This is a genomic window from Microvirga sp. CF3062 (assembly GCF_036314045.1).
In the GTDB taxonomy this organism is placed as follows: Bacteria; Pseudomonadota; Alphaproteobacteria; order Rhizobiales; family Beijerinckiaceae; genus Microvirga.
In genome coordinates, this window is the sequence record NZ_JAYGGN010000004.1 from 200788 (window position 1) to 216445 (window position 15658).

The 15658-nt window shown below is 62.3% G+C and carries 14 protein-coding genes; 7 read left to right on the top strand and 7 right to left on the bottom strand.

Going from position 1 to position 15658, the window contains the following annotated elements; all coding sequences use genetic code 11:
• Positions 1-209: 209 nt before the first annotated feature.
• Together VB618_RS09245 and VB618_RS09250 are read right to left on the bottom strand one after the other, a co-directional pair.
• Complete coding sequence (locus VB618_RS09245) at positions 210-2102, bottom strand: TRAP transporter large permease (RefSeq protein WP_329796330.1); 1893 nt, start codon at positions 2100-2102, stop codon at positions 210-212.
• Positions 2103-2140: 38 nt separating this feature from the next.
• Positions 2141-2770, bottom strand: coding sequence for a TRAP transporter small permease subunit (locus VB618_RS09250; protein WP_329796331.1), 630 nt, complete (start codon positions 2768-2770; stop codon positions 2141-2143).
• A 290-nt stretch (positions 2771-3060) separates the two neighbouring features.
• Here VB618_RS09250 and VB618_RS09255 point away from each other — a divergent pair, with 290 nt between their 5' ends.
• The 4 genes from VB618_RS09255 (at position 3061) to VB618_RS09270 (ending at position 6334) form a co-directional block, all read left to right on the top strand.
• Positions 3061-3651, top strand: a complete 591-nt coding sequence (locus VB618_RS09255; protein WP_329796332.1) for an NnrU family protein — start codon at positions 3061-3063, stop codon at positions 3649-3651.
• 83 nt (positions 3652-3734) lie between these two features.
• Positions 3735-4409, top strand: a complete 675-nt coding sequence (locus VB618_RS09260) for a tetratricopeptide repeat protein (RefSeq protein ID WP_329796333.1) — start codon at positions 3735-3737, stop codon at positions 4407-4409.
• 30 nt (positions 4410-4439) lie between these two features.
• Positions 4440-5789, top strand: coding sequence for a ribosome biogenesis GTPase Der (gene der / locus VB618_RS09265; RefSeq protein WP_329796334.1), 1350 nt, complete (start codon positions 4440-4442; stop codon positions 5787-5789).
• 251 nt (positions 5790-6040) lie between these two features.
• A complete protein-coding gene (locus VB618_RS09270; RefSeq protein WP_329796335.1) occupies positions 6041-6334 on the top strand; it encodes a GIY-YIG nuclease family protein in 294 nt (97 codons plus the stop codon).
• 361 nt (positions 6335-6695) lie between these two features.
• Here VB618_RS09270 and VB618_RS09275 read toward each other — a convergent pair whose 3' ends face one another.
• Positions 6696-8318, bottom strand: coding sequence for a hypothetical protein (locus tag VB618_RS09275; protein WP_329796336.1), 1623 nt, complete (start codon positions 8316-8318; stop codon positions 6696-6698).
• Positions 8272-8898, bottom strand: a complete 627-nt coding sequence (locus VB618_RS09280) for a hypothetical protein (RefSeq protein WP_329796337.1) — start codon at positions 8896-8898, stop codon at positions 8272-8274. The genes VB618_RS09275 and VB618_RS09280 overlap by 47 nt, the downstream gene beginning before the upstream one ends.
• Before the next feature lie 548 nt (positions 8899-9446).
• Here VB618_RS09280 and VB618_RS09285 point away from each other — a divergent pair.
• Complete coding sequence (locus VB618_RS09285) at positions 9447-9707, top strand: hypothetical protein (RefSeq protein ID WP_329796338.1); 261 nt, start codon at positions 9447-9449, stop codon at positions 9705-9707.
• A gap of 62 nt (positions 9708-9769) precedes the next feature.
• Here VB618_RS09285 and VB618_RS09290 read toward each other — a convergent pair whose 3' ends face one another.
• Positions 9770-11794 carry a BTAD domain-containing putative transcriptional regulator gene (locus VB618_RS09290; RefSeq protein WP_329796339.1) on the bottom strand — a complete coding sequence of 675 codons (2025 nt, stop codon included), beginning with the start codon at positions 11792-11794 and terminating at the stop codon, positions 9770-9772.
• Between the two features lie 103 nt (positions 11795-11897).
• Between VB618_RS09290 and VB618_RS09295 the strand changes: the two genes are divergently transcribed.
• Positions 11898-12743, top strand: coding sequence for a class I SAM-dependent methyltransferase (locus tag VB618_RS09295; protein ID WP_329796340.1), 846 nt, complete (start codon positions 11898-11900; stop codon positions 12741-12743).
• 110 nt (positions 12744-12853) lie between these two features.
• On the opposite strand, the gene VB618_RS09300 is transcribed toward VB618_RS09295, so the two are convergent.
• On the bottom strand, positions 12854-13417 hold the full coding sequence (locus tag VB618_RS09300; RefSeq protein WP_329796341.1) for a calcium-binding protein: 564 nt from the start codon (positions 13415-13417) through the stop codon (positions 12854-12856).
• Positions 13418-13606: 189 nt separating this feature from the next.
• On the opposite strand from VB618_RS09300, the gene VB618_RS09305 reads away from it, so the two are divergent.
• The gene (locus tag VB618_RS09305) at positions 13607-14911 is read left to right on the top strand and encodes an NAD(P)H-dependent oxidoreductase (RefSeq protein WP_329796342.1); all 1305 of its coding nucleotides are present in this window, start codon (positions 13607-13609) and stop codon (positions 14909-14911) included.
• Here VB618_RS09305 and VB618_RS09310 read toward each other — a convergent pair whose 3' ends face one another.
• Positions 14912-15655 (bottom strand): SDR family NAD(P)-dependent oxidoreductase, encoded by a 744-nt coding sequence (locus tag VB618_RS09310; RefSeq protein ID WP_329796343.1) that lies wholly within the window; start codon positions 15653-15655, stop codon positions 14912-14914. It abuts the gene before it with no gap.
• Positions 15656-15658 lie beyond the last annotated feature (3 nt).

Below are 15658 nucleotides of genomic sequence, written 5' to 3' on the forward strand. Positions count from 1 at the left end.
TCCAGAGAGCACTGGAGGCTCCTTCGAGACGCAGCCTTGGGCTGCTCCTCAGGATGAGGGCGGTGTTTCCTAAGACGTGGATGGCCTGGACTGATCCCCGGATCAAGTCCGGGGATGACACTACTGCGCTTCAGCAGCGGTGAACGACGATCAGCACAAACAAAGGCGGGCCGCAAAGCCCGCCTTTGTTGTGTCTCGTATAAACCGACTTACTGGATCTTCGGCGGTGCGTCGAAGTTCAGGGCGGGGAGGCCGCCCGGGTCGCCGGGAGAGCCGAGGCCGGGCACCAGCAGATCGTCGAGCTTCTGCTGCACCGCCGCCGGATCGACCACGGGGCCAGCCGCCTTGTAGTGCATCACGATGTTCGGGAAGAGCACCACGATAGCCACCATGATGAGCTGGATGACCACGAAGGGGATCGCGCCCCAGTAGATCTGGCCCGTTGTCACCGGCTCCATGCGCTTGCCCGTGAGGCGGTCGGTGTACGGCACCTTGGGGGCCACCGAGCGCAGGAAGAACAGCGCGAAGCCAAAGGGCGGGTGCATGAACGAGGTCTGCATGTTCACGCCCAGCATGACGCCGAACCAGATCAGGTCGATGCCCAACTTCTCGGCCGCGGGGCCGAGCAGCGGCACCACGATGAAGGCCAGCTCGAAGAAGTCGAGGAAGAAGGCCAGCAGGAAGACCAGGATGTTGACCACGATCAGGAAGCCTACCTGACCGCCCGGGAGCGAGGTCAGCAGGTGCTCCACCCAGACGTGTCCGTTCACACCGTAGAAGGTAAGCGAGAACACGCGGGCGCCGATCAGGATGAAGAGCACGAAGGCGGAGAGCTTCGCGGTCGCCTCTGTCGCCTGACGCACGATGGTGAAGTTGAAGCGGTTCGGGTTGTTGTCGAGCCGGCGCTTGATCGCTGCCAGGATGACGGAGCCCAGCGCGCCCATGGCGCCGCCTTCGGTCGGGGTGGCGAGACCAATGAAGATGGTGCCGAGCACGAGGAAGATCAGCAGCAGCGGAGGCACCATGACGAAGGTGGTCTGCTGCGCCATGTTCGACATGAGCCGGAGGCCAGTGAACCGCTCGACGATGCCGACCACCAGCGCATAGATCGCGCCGGCAATCACCATCTCCAGCGTCAGCGCGAGATTCTCATGGCCCTGCTGGTTCAGGTAGAAATAGGCGCCGACGAGGAGCACGGTCAGCACGGCGGAGATCGCGATGCGCTTGGCGCCCAGCATCTTGTTCATGAGGGCGCAGATGAGCGCCACCACGGTTCCGACGCAGATCGTCAGGATGACGAAATCCGCACCGGCCTTCGTGTTCGTCTGCGACAGGACGTAGTAGCCGACGAGGCCCGAGAACAGCACGAGAATGCCGAGCTGCCACACGCCGCGCGAGCCGTTGGGCTCGCGGAAGCCGACGGCCTCCAGGGGTAGGCCCGGAGCGGCCTTCGGATCGATCAACGAGGCAATGAGCACGTAGCCGGCATAGAGGCCGGCGAGGATGATGCCGGGCAGGAACGCGCCCTCGTACATATCGCCCACCGAGCGGCCGAGCTGGTCGGCCATGACGATGAGAACGAGGGAGGGCGGGATGATCTGCGCCAAAGTGCCTGAGGCAGCGATCACGCCGGATGCGAGGCGCCGGTCATAGCCGTAGCGCAGCATGATCGGCAGGGAGATGAGGCCCATGGAGATCACCGAGGCAGCCACGACGCCCGTGGTGGCGGCGAGCAGCGCGCCCACGAAGATCACCGCATAGGCGAGACCGCCGCGAAGCGGCCCGAAGAGCTGGCCGATGGTGTCGAGCAGGTCTTCCGCCATCCCGGATCGCTCGAGGATGTAGCCCATGAAGGTGAAGAACGGGATCGCCAGCAGCACCTCGTTCGACATGGTGCCGTAGATGCGGTCCGGCAGGGCCTGGAGCAGGGGCCAGGACAGGTTGATGTCCGTGGGCGCATAGGGAGCAAGCTCCACCGCGATGAAGAAGAACAGAAGGCCATTGGCCGCGAGCGCGAAGGCGACCGGGTAGCCGAGGAGAAGGAAGATCACCAGCGCGCCGAACATGATCGGTGCGAGGTTCTGGGCAATGAATGCAGCCATGGACGTGAGACTCCGGAATTCTAATCAGGCGAGGGGCGTCAGCGGATGCCGTCGCCCGGAGGCTCGCCGCCCTTGGTTGTCGTGGTGTCGGCCAACTCGGCGATCAGCCGCTCGGCCTCGGCCTCGGCGGCCGCATGGGCGCCCACATGATCGTGCTCGTCGACCAGCTGGCCGTTCATGATCGCCACGCGCTTGATGAGTTCGCTGACCCATTGGAAGCCGAGCGAGATGAAGCCCAGCAGGATGAGGCCCTTGGCCGGCCAGATCAGCAGGCCGCCGGCATTGGACGAGACCTCGCCGGAGCGGTAAGAGCCGATGAAATACGGGAAGGCCAGATACAGCATCAGGGCCACGAAGGGGAACAGGAAGAAGAGATGGCCGATCAGGTCGATCGTGTCCCGCCCCCGCTTCGTGAGCTTGTTCGAGATGATGTCGATCCGGATGTGCTCGTTGGCCTTCAGGGTCCAGGCCGCGCAGAGCATGAACACGGCGCCGAACAGGTACCATTGCAGCTCGAGCCAGGCATTGGACGAGACGCCGAAGATGCGCCGGATGATCGCATTGATGGCCGAGACCAGAACGGCCACCACGATGGCCCAGGCGGCCACCTTGCCGATGCGTTCGTTGATCGAGTCGATGACACGGGATAGCCCGAGAAGTGCCGTCACCTGTCTCCCCCTTGGAACCTGTTGGTTGAAATTCTTGCGGCCTAGCTACCGGACTTGAGCCAGCCCTGCTAGAGCCGCTTTAGTCCAACGCAAGGTTTTGACGGGTCCTAGCGGGGAAATATTAGGGCCGCAAGTGGCCCTCCTGTTAAAAGTTTAGGCAGGGCAAGGCTTTGTGTTCGGTTTGAAACTTGCGGCCTTAAGGCATTTTTCTTGTGCCCGCCATCATCCAACGGTCAAGTTTGGTTTCTCGAAGGGATCGGCTATAGGTTCCTCTCCTTCGGAGGCTTCCCGTGACCCTGCTCGTACTCGGCCTTGTGCTCTTTCTCGGCACCCATTCCTTCAGCATGGCGCGAGGGCCCAGGGCCGCCATCATCGGCAGGATCGGGGAGGGGCCCTACAAGCTGCTGTATACCGCGCTGTCCCTCGCCGGCATTGTCCTGGTCTCCATCGGCTACGGGCAGTACCGGGCCGATGGCTACATCCCGGTCTGGGACCCGCCGGTCTGGACCCGGCATCTGGCGCTGCTCCTCGTCCTGATCGGCTTTATCTGCTTTTCTGCGGCCTACCTGCCCGGCCGCATCAAGGCGCGTCTCAAGCACCCCATGCTGGCGGGCGTGAAGATCTGGGCGCTGGCGCATCTTCTCGCCAACGGCGATCTCGGGTCGATCCTGCTCTTCGGCTCATTCCTCGTCTGGGCGGTGCTCGCCCGCATCAGCGCCAAGCGCCGGGACGTGGCGGCCCAGCACGGCGGCACGGCAGCGCCCGCGGGCTGGCGCAACGACATTCTAGCCGTGGCGATCGGCGTAGGTGTGTATCTCGCCTTCGTGTTCTGGCTCCATCCCTGGCTGATCGGGGTTCCGGTTCTCCCCATGCGGGCATGAAGCCTCTCGCCTTGTGCAGTTGTCTATGTTAGGCGACCTCCTTCAATTGCAGGAGGCGGCATCCGGGCCGCATGAGAGACACGATGGCTCAGAACGACGAGTTCATTCGCGAAGTCGATGAGGAATACCGCCGCGACCAGCTCGCCAAGATCTGGGAGCGCTACAACGGCATCATCATTGCGGTGGTCGTTCTGGTTGTGGCTGGCATTGGCGGCTGGCGCTTCTGGCAGTACCGGGAGCAGAGCCTCGCCCAGGAAGCGGCCGTTCGCTACGAGGAGGCGCTTCGCCTGTCCTCCGAGGACAAGAGCCAGGAGGCTCAAGGAGCCCTCGAGAATGTTTTGAAGCAGGATGCCGGCACGGGCTATGCCCTGCTGGCCCGCTTCCGGCTTGCCGCCGAACTCGGCAAGCAGAACGCGGAGAACGGCGCCTCGGCCTACGATGCTCTCGCAAACGACGCCGCCGTGCCTGCGCTCTGGAAAGACCTCGCGCGTCTTCGCGCCGCGTGGCTGCGCCTCGACAGCGCGGAGCCCGCCGCCCTGCGCCAGGCCATCGAGCCGTTGGCCGCGCCCGCCAATGCCTGGCGCCATTCGGCCAGGGAACTCTTGGGGTTGTCCGGTCTTAAGGCCGGTGACATGGATTATGCCGGCCGCTGGTTCGACCAGATCGCCGCCGACCGCGAGACGCCTGCCGCCCTCAGGCAGCGCCTTGCCGTCTACACGGCTCTCGTGGCGGGCGGTCCGGTTCAGGCCACGCAGTAAGACAAGAGACCCAGTAAGATAGGACAAGACATGACGCCCACCGTCGCCATTGTCGGGCGGCCGAATGTCGGCAAATCGACTCTGTTCAACCGTCTCGTCGGCAAGAAGCTGGCGCTCGTGGACGACCGCCCGGGCGTGACCCGCGACCGCCGCGAGGGCGAAGCACGCCTCGGCGATCTCGAATTCCGCATCATCGACACGGCGGGCCTGGAGGAGGCGACGGAAGAGTCGCTCCTCGGCCGCATGCGCGCCCAGACCGAGGCCGCCATCGTGGATGCCGACGTCATCCTCTTCGTGATCGATGCCCGCGCGGGCGTCCTTCCCGCCGACCGGCCCTTCGCCGAGATGGTGCGCCGCTCAGGCAAGCCCGTGATCCTCATCGCCAACAAGGCCGAGGGCTCCAGCGGCATGGCGGGCGCCTACGACGCCTTCTCGCTGGGCCTGGGCGATCCGGTGCCGCTCTCCGCCGAGCACGGCGAAGGCCTGGCCGACCTGTTCGAGGCCCTGATGCCTCATTTCCCCCATCCGGACGACATGGAGGGCGATGAGGACGATCCGAACAAGCCCCTGCAGGTGGCCATCATCGGGCGCCCCAATGCGGGCAAATCCACCCTCATCAACCGGATGGTGGGCGAAGACCGCATGCTCACGGGCCCCGAGGCCGGTATCACCCGCGATTCCATCTCGCTCGATTGGGAATGGCGCGGACGCTCCATCAAGCTGTTCGACACGGCGGGCATCAGAAAGCGCGCCCGGGTCGAGGACAAGCTCGAAAAGCTCTCCGTGGCCGATGCCCTGCGCGCCGTGCGCTTCGCGGAAGTCGTGGTCATCCTGCTCGATGCCACGATCCCGTTCGAGAAGCAGGATCTCACCATCGTCGATCTGGTGGAGCAGGAGGGCCGCTCCCTCGTGATGGGCCTCAACAAGTGGGACCTCGTGGCCGACCAGAAGGGCCTGCTCGCCGACCTGAAGGAGAAGGCCACCCGCCTGCTGCCGCAGGTGCGCGGCGCTCCCGTCGTTCCCCTGTCGGGCCTCGCCGGCAGCGGCATCGATCCGCTCATGAAGGCGGTGCTGCACGTCTACGAGAAGTGGAACACCCGCATCTCGACCGCACGGCTCAACCAATGGCTGTCCGAGGCCATCGACGCCAACCCGCCGCCCGCCGTCTCCGGCCGCCGCATCAAGATCCGCTACATGACGCAGATCAAGTCGCGCCCGCCACATTTCGCGATCTTCGGCAACCAGCTCGACGCCCTGCCGAAGAGCTACACCCGCTACCTCGTCAACAGCATCCGCGAAGCCTTCGACCTGCCCGGCACACCCATCCGCATATCGCTGCGCATGGGCCAGAATCCGTTCGACAAGGAGAAGCGCGGGTAGGCACCCGCCGCGTCATCCCCGGCGCACGAAGTGCGGGAAGGGGATCCATCGACACGCCGAGCGCGATGGCTTCCCGTCCCTCGCTGCGCTCGCCGGGAATGACACCTCCACGTCCTGCCACCCTCCGCCGTCATGGCCGCACTCGTTGCGGCCATCCACGTCTTTACCCCGGCGCAGAATAAAACGTGGATACCCGGCACAAGGCCGGGCATGACGATTGAGGATCCTATGCAACCGAGTACCCTAGGCCTATGCAAAAAGGCGGCTGGGTCTACCTCATGACCAACCGGCGCGACGGCGCGCTCTATTGCGGCGTGACGAGCGATCTTGCCCGCCGCGCATGGCAGCACCGCGAGGGACTGGTTGAGGGCTTCACCAGGCAATACGGCCTCAAGCGCCTCGTCTGGTACGAGCACTTCCCCGACATCCGCGATGCGATCCAGCGCGAGAAAACCATGAAGCACTGGCCCCGCGCCTGGAAGGTCCGCCTCATCCATCGCATGAACCCGGATTGGGACGACCTCTACGAGATTCTGAACCAGTAGGCGCCCCCAAGGGTCACGGCCGTTCCCAGACTTGATCCGGGGATCACGCGGCCATCCAGCTCATGCATCGCGCCCATATCACCACCGTCATGGCCGGCCTTGTGCCGGCCATCCACGTCTGCGAGCGCTTAAGACGTGGATTCCCAGATCGAGTCCGGGAGTAACGGGGAGGGCTGTTCGCTCCGTCTCCCGTCACTCCCCGCCAAGAAGCGTGCGAAGCGAAATACCGGGAAGTCCGAGGCTCCATTCGCAGCTCATCTTTTCATTATCGATACGAGATACGAGCAATGTCCATGATAGCATTTGACGGCAGGAGCGAGACAGCCGCTAGTCGTATATCTGTGAGACGGGACTCTGGTTCTTAGTACCACGTTCTAGAAAGCTGTCGGTCAAGCCATAAAACGACATCTTCAGTTGCTCGAAATGGCAGGAAAATAAGCATTAGAGCGCAGAGTACAGGGTCCTCCAAGAGTATTTTGGGAGCTCGTGGATTTCTTTCTTTCTTCGCTTCATTGATAAGTCCGTCCCAAGTCTGTGGAAATTCAACTCGAGAAGTAACGTCAGTAGCAGAACGAGATCGAAAGAACCCGAACTCAGTGGCTTCAGACAAATGAGACTCATGGCGTAGTGTACGTGTTACATTTGACCATATAAGCTTCACTGTTTGTTTCCAATTGCGCTTCGCAAGTAGGCAGGCCAAAGAAAATACAAACTGTGACATGTTAAGACGGCGATCCCGATCAATTTCGTGCCAATGTCGACCAAGGTATTCTTTGTGACGCTTCTCAACAGCTTCCTCAAGCGTGTAGAATGTTGAAATAGAGCTGCCGTTGTTGGCGGCCAGAATCAATGTGCTAAGCGTAATTGTGGCCTCCACGTCGCATCGATAGGATGCGCTGAAGAAATCCTTCGCCCAAAATACAGCCAAAAAAGCTGGGACTAGAGCTTCGCTCTCTAGAAAAGGATAGTTGACGTCCTTTAGAACTATAGCTTTAACAGCATCGTTGATGGGGCCATGTCGGTGCTCAAGCGAATGTATAGCTAGGATAGATGTCACTAACATTTTTCTTGGATGATATACGCCAAACTCACTATAGATGTTATCATTCAAAAATGGCTTGTTTGAATATTGCGCGGCAACTCCGAGAGAAAATTCCTCAACAGTATCAAACAAGTCCTTTCGCATAACCGCTAGAAGTCTCTTCTGTTTTTTCTGTAACATGCCGTGCTTTTCAAGGTAGCCAGCTGCAATAGTCAACGCGATGACTTTTGCCTTGATGACTTCGAAGAGGTTTCCAGCATTTACGTATGAAGATACGAATATTGCCATCACGGTTGCCAAGCCCGAGACGCGTTCGAGTGAACGAGGTGCGGAGGGTTTACGATCACTCCACCCTAGAGTTCCAAGCGTTACCTCGTGAATGTCCTCGAGAGAGATGCTTTGACGATAATCTGATGTTACACTTCGTAATAAGCGAACTTGCCTCTCAAGATCTGCAGGCCATACAGTTTCCGCAACATTAGAGAACAACTCTATGAGTTTGCCTCTTGTCCATATTTGAAGAGGCTTTGCTCCAGGGTAATTGGGTAGAAATTCCGCATTGAACTGCGCTATTGCTGCCTGAACATCCTCTTCAACTTCGCCATTGGTGACCAAAATTGGAGTGTGTTTAGCAGCCACGCGACCTGTCAGTAGCCTTGAAATAGGTACGGTAACTAGCTGAACTACCTGTGTATAGATTTCGTGCCATTGGCTTATCGTGAAGCGCGATCCAGGATTCCCCTTCAACTGTATCGCTATCAATTCCTTGTCAGGAGATAGACAAATTATATCTTTTCCCAACTCTAGCGAGTTGTGGCTAGTATTATGTATTATCTCGAACTTGTTATGGGCTAAAGCGCTAACAAACGCAGGCTGGTAAGCTCTCTCGCCAGCGCTATCCAGCCAAAGTTCGATCCATTTCACGATCTCGGAATTGCTCATATTTTTTCGCCATCAAAGCCTTATATTTTTCCTGAAGTTCCGGGGATGTGGAAAATTGCTCTCTGAGTTCTTCGATGCGGCCCATCATTTCAGGGGCTACCACCATGACAAGATCGCCTTGATTGCTGTTACTTGAGAAATCTTGTTCAATTCTGCCTAAGATTTCGAAAAGCATTTCATGGCTCAAAGGCTGGCCTTTGCCACTTACAACATTTCCGGTTTTTTGAGTTACTCGGTCGATCGTGGAAAAAAGTGTCTGGCTATGATGCTGCCGAAATTGCTCTGCTAGTTTCCCGATCGCCTCATAAGCATCAGTAACCGTAAAATGCTCAACGTCAGATTTTTTCATGTCGAGCGTTGCGGAGGCTTCGTGCATCTCGGTTGCTTCCGCTTCATCTGAGTTGCGAATAATTTTGCTGCTGTCTCCCTCATGAATTATGTACGAGGATATCCGAGATAGAACCCCATCCGCGCGAGCTTGCTCATGGATGCGGTGATGAAAAGTTTCATCGAACTGGCGTACGACGTGATTGAAGTATGGGAGCGTGATAGGGCGATTTTTCTTTTCTTTATCAGCCATCACACAATGCCTTTCGACCTCTGAAGTTGGATGTCATAACTTTACAAAAGAAGGTACTAGCAGTTGTAGTCTTGATGTAAGTGACACGAACCTCGACTCACAGATAAAGTTATGTTCCTTTTTTGTTCTTGACAATCCTCCTAACCTCGGCTATATCGTTTCCCTAGATCTGCTCCTATGAGGGGCGCGCTCGCGAGGCGTCGCAGTGTGGGAGCAGACACGGTCTCGTGGCATGGCCTCGCACGCCGTGCCGACGAGAGGCCCAGGCTGCGTGCCGGTGGTCGGAATCGGTTCAAGGCCCCCGTCGAGCAGACGGACCACGCCTTGAACGGTCACCGGGCCGGCACCGCTTGAACGCCTAAAGAAGCCGTGCGCGAAGAGGCACTCCGGCTCTTCCCTATCACCATCCATCATCGAGCCGGGCTGCCATTCGCGCCACCCTCGATTGCCTTGAGAAGGCTCGGAGCCGCGACGGCTCCTGAGCCCGCAAGGCCATGCCTTTATCCCAAAGCGTTTCTTTTCAGCCATTCATTGCACGAGGTTTCATCATGAGCCGTGTTCGCACCATCCTTGCCGGCATGCCCGATGCCGACGATACCTTGAGGCGCCTCGCCGACGTAATCCAGGTGCCGTCCACCTGCCGCCGCCGCAAGTGCCGCAACCAGGGGCGCTGCCAGGGCGGCTATGGCCCGCCGTGCTATTTCGAGGATCGCAAGCGCTTTGCCGACGCGGTGCTGGAAGACATGCACCAGCACCGCGAGTTCTGCATCGCCCAGCGCACGAGCTTCGAGGCCGTGCTGCGGCGGTGAGGACGCCCTGACGGGCAAGCCTCTCCTGTGGCCCGAGGGGCTTGTCCGCTTCTCCCGATGGCTTACGGGCTGTCGTCCATGCCGATCCGGCGGGCGGCCTCGCGGAACAGGGCCTGGTCGTCCGGTCCGAGCTGCATCGCGCTCAGGAAATGGCCGACGCCGTAGCCGGGCAGGGTGGCGCGGATGCCGGCGAGATAGTCCCGCGCCTCGCCGAGCCGCCCGGCGAACGACAGGGCGAGCGCCGCAATCGCCGCGATATGGGCATGCGCGTTCGGTCGGCTCGCTGCGGTCATGCCCGCCACCGCCGCTTCCTCGAACCGGCCCAACCGGATGAGCGCCATGGCGCGCGAGCCCAGCATGCCGAACAGCAGCGGGTCGTAAGGACTCAACCGGCGCGACTGGTCCGCGGCCGCGATGGCAATCTCCGGATCGCCCGCCTGGGAATGGACGAAGCCCAGCGTGTAGTGCCCTTGAGCGAAGTTGGGCGAGAGGTCCACGCTCGTCTCCAGCTCCCGGAGGGTCTGTTCGAAGTTCCCGTGCAGCCACAGGGCCCGGCCCATCGCCCAATGGGCGGCGGGATCGCGGTCATCGATCATCAGGCCCTGGCCTGCGGCCCGGAGCGCGTGGTCGACTTGCGGGCGGCGCTCGGCCCAGCCCTGGAAGGCGTTCTGGAAATGCGTGAAGGACAGGCCGGCATAGGCGCGGGCGAAGGTCGGGTCGATGGTGAGCGCCTGCGTGAAGAAGCGTTGCGCCGCATCGTTGTCCTGCTTGTTGAACCGGTACATGTGCCAGAGGCCGCGGTGATGCGCCTCCCAGGCGTCGAGCGAGTTGGGCGGCTTCAGGATGGCGCGGTTGCGCTCCACCGCCTCGATCTCGCTGGCCACCGTGGCCACGATCCTGTTGCCGATCTCGTCGAGCACCAGAAAGGCATCGTCGATGGAATGGCTGAGGATGTCCGCCCAGACGATCCGCCCCGTGCGCACCTCGGCGAGCTCCACCTGAACGGTGAGATGGCCCGTGCTGCGGCGGATCGAGCCGCTGACAACGTAATCTACGTTCAGGAGCCGCCCGGCCTCGTCCGGAGGGACGTTCCGCTCGTGCAGCGCGAAGGTCGAGCCCTGCGAGATCACGAAGAGGCTGCGCAGCTTGGCGAGCCGCGTAATCACGTCATGCACGAGGGCGTCCGCCACGCCGCCGCGAATGCGCGGAGTGCCGGATTCATCCGCAAACGGCATCACCGCAATGGAGCCGTGGCTGGGTGCTGCCGCTGGTGCCGGAGCATCGGCAGCCACAACCGCTTGTGTCGGAGCCGCGCGAGGGGGCTGCACTATCGCCTGCCGCCAGACCTCGCGCAGAGGCGCGCTGTCGAGACCCTCGGCGTCGAAGAGCCGGATGACGGCATCGAGATGGTCCTTGCCTTCTTGCACGCGCTGCTGCCGCGCCAGCATGCGCAGAAGCCGACCGTGGACCCGCTCGTCGAGAGGGCAGAGCGCCACCCATCGTTCGAGATAGCGCCCTGCCTCAATGTCTTCGAGGTGATCGACAAGATGCTCCAGAACCTGGGTCTGGAGGCCTCTGAACCGGCGGCGCTGCGCCACGAGCCAGGCATTGAAGGCGGGGCTGCGGTCGAGTTCGAGGCCGTCCAGAAACTCGCCCGCGAAGCCGTCGGCCATCCGGCACAGGGTTGTCAGGGGCTCCAGCGGGACGCCCTGCGCGGCCATTCCATCGAGCTGCAGAGCATCCACATGGCAGCCCGTGAGGTCGAGGCTTATCGTGTCGTTGTCTGTTCTGATCCGGCCCGCTTCGCCCACGAGGCGGCGGATCTTGCTCAAGGACCATCGCAGCTCGCCGCGCGGATCGTTCGGCACATCCCAGAGCAGCTCGCAGAGATGGCTGCGCGTCACTGCATGAGGGGCGAGCGCGAGATACGCGAACAGGCCGCGCACCTTGCGCGAGGCCGGCAACGCGATGGGGATGTCGCCGCACGTGACGGTCAGAGGCCCGAGCATCCGCACGGCGACGGGCGCAACGCGGTTTAAGTCTGCGGTCTTGGTCGTTTCCACGGCCGAACCCACGCTGCCTCCCACGTTCACCTCCACGTGTGGCTGCTACGGTCTCACCAATGGGCCCGAAGTCTTGAGGTCGCTGAATGCCGAAAGGCAGGCCCATCCAAACCCTAAGGAGGCCGTCATGGCTGATGCCGCTGTCACGATAAACCACGAACCCCAGGCCGTCCAACCGGACCTCGAGGCGATCAAGGTCCGCCAGCAGGGCGCGTGGTCGTCCGGAGACTACGCGGTCGTCGGAACGACCCTTCAGATCGTCGGCGAGGAATTGTGCGAGGCCATCGACCTGCGCGCCGGCCAGCGCGTGCTCGATGTGGCGGCCGGCAACGGCAACGTGTCGTTGGCTGCCGCCCGCCGCTGGTGCGACGTGGTCGCCACCGATTATGTGCCGGCGCTCCTCGTCCGTGCCCGGGAAAGGGCCGAGGCCGAACGTCTCCCCATGACCATCCAGACGGCGGACGCCGAGGCCCTGCCGTTCGAGGACGGGAGCTTCGACGTGGTCGTGTCCACCTTCGGGGTGATGTTCACCCCCGACCAGGAGCGCGCGGCCTCCGAGCTGCTGCGCGTGTGCCGGAAGGGCGGCAAGATCGGCCTCGCGAACTGGACGCCGGACGGCTTCATCGGCCAGCTGTTCAAGACCATCGGCCGCCACATGCCCCCGCCGGCCGGCATTCGCCCGCCCTCCCTGTGGGGACAGCGCGATCACCTCGACCACCTGTTCGGCCATGACGCGACATCCATCCAGGCGCGCCGGAAGCACTTCGTGTTCCGCTACCGCTCGCCCGAGCATTGCCTGGAGGTGTTCACGACCTTCTACGGCCCGGTCCTGAAAACCTTCGCGGCCCTGCAGCCCGAGGCTCAAGCAGCCCTGCGCAAGGACCTGCTCTGGCTCATCTCCGAGTTCAACCGCTCGGGCGACGACACCATGGTGGTGCCGAGCGAGTATCTCGAGGTGGTGATTACGCGCTAGCCGAGCGGGGAGGTCGCTCCCGCATCGGTGCCTTCTGAGATCGCCCGTTTTACGAAAAGAAAAGCCCCTCCGCTGCCGGAGGGGCTTGCTCTCATTCTCAGGCGAGGACCTCAGTAGCCGATCGCGAAGTCGTCATGCGTGATGGTCGCCTTGTTATAAAGGGTGGCGAACTTGATCTGAGCGACCCCGCCTTTTCCGTCCGCATCGTAATAGAGCGAGCCGGTCTTCTTGTCGTAGATGATGCGGTCGTCCTTATCGTGGGCCTTCGTGCCTGCGTAGAACGCCGCCTCCTTGAGCTCGCCGGGTCTGCCAGCCTTCTTGAAGATGGAGCGCGAGAGGCTGATCGTGTCGTCCTCGGAGACCCTGAAGTCCATGATCCGGTCGACGTTGGTCTTGGCGTTCAGCTTGGCATCGAAGATGAAGTTGTCGTTGCCCCGGCCGCCATAGAGCTTATCGTTGCCGGCGCCGCCGGAGATAGCGTCGTATTCGCCGTAGCCATAAATGGTGTCGTTGCCGCCCAGGGCGTAGAAGCCGTTGATGCCGTCGTCACCCTTCATCACGTCGTTCCCAGAAGTCCCGATGGGAGGCATGTTGATGGCCGCCGCGCCCCACAGGGCATCCTGCCCGAGGCTTGGCATGGTCCAGCTGGTCTTGGAAGTGGTCTTCGTGCTCATCTCATGGTCCTCGAAATGCGATCTCGCCCTTGGCTCGAATCAGGATGGAATAAAAGCAGGCGCTGATTAACACAATGCTATTACCTAACGAAAGATATGTGTCCTAACGCACACTGGAAGTCATTGACAGGGCGGGCCGCAGCTTCGAGCCTCAGGAATTGAAGGAATTCGAGATCAGAGGCGCCGCCCATGAACCTGTTCGCCCTGCTTCACCAGCGTTCTGATACCGGCAGGCCCGTCCGCGTAGGACTGATCGGGGCAGGAAAATTCGGCTCCATGTTCCTCGCCCAGGTCCCGACCATCGCAGGACTCGATGTCGCAGTGATCGCCGATCTCGACCCGGATCGGGCCAGGGAGGCCTGCCGCAATGTCGGCTGGGACGAGGCGCGGATCGCCGGCACACGGTTTGTGGCCGATGGGCTCGACGCCTGCCGGGCGGACGACGCGGAGGTCGTGATCGAGGCGACCGGGCACCCGGAGGCGGGCATCCGCCATGCGCTCGCCGCCATCGAAGCCGGGCGGCACATCGTCATGGTCAATGTGGAGGCGGATGTGTTGGCGGGGCCCTTGCTCGCCGAGAAGGCGCGGGAGCGGGGCATCGTCTATTCCATGGCCTATGGCGACCAGCCGGCGCTGGTGGCCGAGATGGTGGACTGGGCTCGCGCGGCAGGCTTCACGGTGGCGGCCGCCGGCAAGGGCACCAAGTACTTGCCGCATTTTCATCAGGTCACGCCGGACGACGTCTGGACCCATTACGGCCTGAGTCCTGAGCAGGCCAAGGCCGGGGGCATGAACCCGCAGATGTTCAACTCGTTTCTCGACGGCACCAAGTCGGCCATAGAGATGGCGGCCATCGCCAATGCCTGCGATCTGGACGTGCCGGAGGATGGGTTGCGCTTTCCGCCCTGCGGGGTCGACGACCTGGCCCATGTGCTGCGCCCGAAGAGCGTCGGCGGCCAGCTCGACCGTGACGGCATGGTAGAGGTGGTCTCGTCCCTGGAACGCGATGGGCGGCTCGTGTTCCGCGACCTGCGCTGGGGCGTCTATGTGGTGCTGAAAGCCCCCAACGATTATGCCGCCGCCTGCTTCAAGCAGTATGGCCTGCCGACGGATTTAACTGGCCGCTATGCCGCCATGTACAAGCCCTTCCACCTGATCGGCCTGGAGCTGTCTATCTCGGTTCTGAGTGCGGCTTTGCGGGTCGAGCCGACGGGCTCGACCCGCGCCTGGCGCGGCGATGCGGTGGCGGTCGCCAAGCGCGATCTGAAGGCGGGCGAGATGCTGGACGGCGAGGGCGGCTACACGGTTTACGGCCGGCTCGCACCGGCTGCGCGGAGCAAGGCCGGGCGCATGCTGCCCATCGGGCTGGCGCATGGGGTGTCCCTCACCCGCGATGTGGCCGCCGGTGCCGTGGTGACGGAGGACGATGTCAGCCTGGATGCCGAGCGGCTCGCCGTCCGGGTGCGCCGGGAGATGGTGGAGCGCTTCGTGTGATTACGCCGGCGGCTGCGGCTCGATGACTTTGCCGTCCTGCGTGAAGTCGTAGATCTTACCGGTCTGGTCCCACGCGGGCAGGGCGAGCTTTAGGATGTGGGGAGCAAGCTCCTCGGGCGTCTTAAGGGTCAGCGGATCCTCGCCCGGCATGGCGGCGCGGCGCATGCTCGTGCGCAGCGGCCCCGGGTTGAGCAGCATGACCTTGACCGCCGTCGTCACCGTCTCGGCCGCATAGGTGCGCACCAGGGCCTCCAGCGCCGCCTTCGAGACCGCATAGACGCCCCAATAAGCCTTGTGCTTGTGAGCGGCGCCCGAGGTGATGAAGATCGCGCGGCCGGCGTCGGAGGCGCGCAGCAGCGGATCGAGAGAGCGGATCAGGCGGTAATTGGCCGTGACGTTCACCGCCATCACCTCGTCCCAGACCGGCTGGTCGACATGGGCAATCGGCGCGAGCTCGCCGAGCTGGCCCGCATTGCCGAGCAGGATGTCGAGCTTGCCCCAGCGCTCGTGGATAGCAGCTCCCAGGCGGTCGAGCGCTTCGAGATCCTTCAGGTTCACCGGCACGAGAGTGGCGGAGCCACCCTTGGCGCGGATCTCGTCGTCGAGGGATTCGAGCGCGCCCTGCGTGCGGGCCAGCGCGATCACATGCGCGCCGGCCTCAGCCAGAGCGAGCGCCGCCGCGCGGCCGATGCCGCGCGAGGCGCCGGTGACGACCGCGACGCGGTTCTGAAGGGGCTTGTCCATGGT

Coding starts and splice junctions, on each gene's coding strand:
- VB618_RS09310 (WP_329796343.1), bottom strand. CDS start 15,655: ATGGACAAGCCCCTTCAGAACCGCGTCGCGGTCGTCACCGGCGCCTCG.
- VB618_RS09280 (WP_329796337.1), bottom strand. CDS start 8,898: ATGGCTGATAAAGAAAAGAAAAATCGCCCTATCACGCTCCCATACTTC.
- VB618_RS09275 (WP_329796336.1), bottom strand. CDS start 8,318: ATGAGCAATTCCGAGATCGTGAAATGGATCGAACTTTGGCTGGATAGC.
- VB618_RS09305 (WP_329796342.1), top strand. CDS start 13,607: ATGAACCTGTTCGCCCTGCTTCACCAGCGTTCTGATACCGGCAGGCCC.
- VB618_RS09295 (WP_329796340.1), top strand. CDS start 11,898: ATGGCTGATGCCGCTGTCACGATAAACCACGAACCCCAGGCCGTCCAA.
- VB618_RS09300 (WP_329796341.1), bottom strand. CDS start 13,417: ATGAGCACGAAGACCACTTCCAAGACCAGCTGGACCATGCCAAGCCTC.
- VB618_RS09270 (WP_329796335.1), top strand. CDS start 6,041: ATGCAAAAAGGCGGCTGGGTCTACCTCATGACCAACCGGCGCGACGGC.
- der (WP_329796334.1), top strand. CDS start 4,440: ATGACGCCCACCGTCGCCATTGTCGGGCGGCCGAATGTCGGCAAATCG.
- VB618_RS09285 (WP_329796338.1), top strand. CDS start 9,447: ATGAGCCGTGTTCGCACCATCCTTGCCGGCATGCCCGATGCCGACGAT.
- VB618_RS09260 (WP_329796333.1), top strand. CDS start 3,735: ATGGCTCAGAACGACGAGTTCATTCGCGAAGTCGATGAGGAATACCGC.
- VB618_RS09245 (WP_329796330.1), bottom strand. CDS start 2,102: ATGGCTGCATTCATTGCCCAGAACCTCGCACCGATCATGTTCGGCGCG.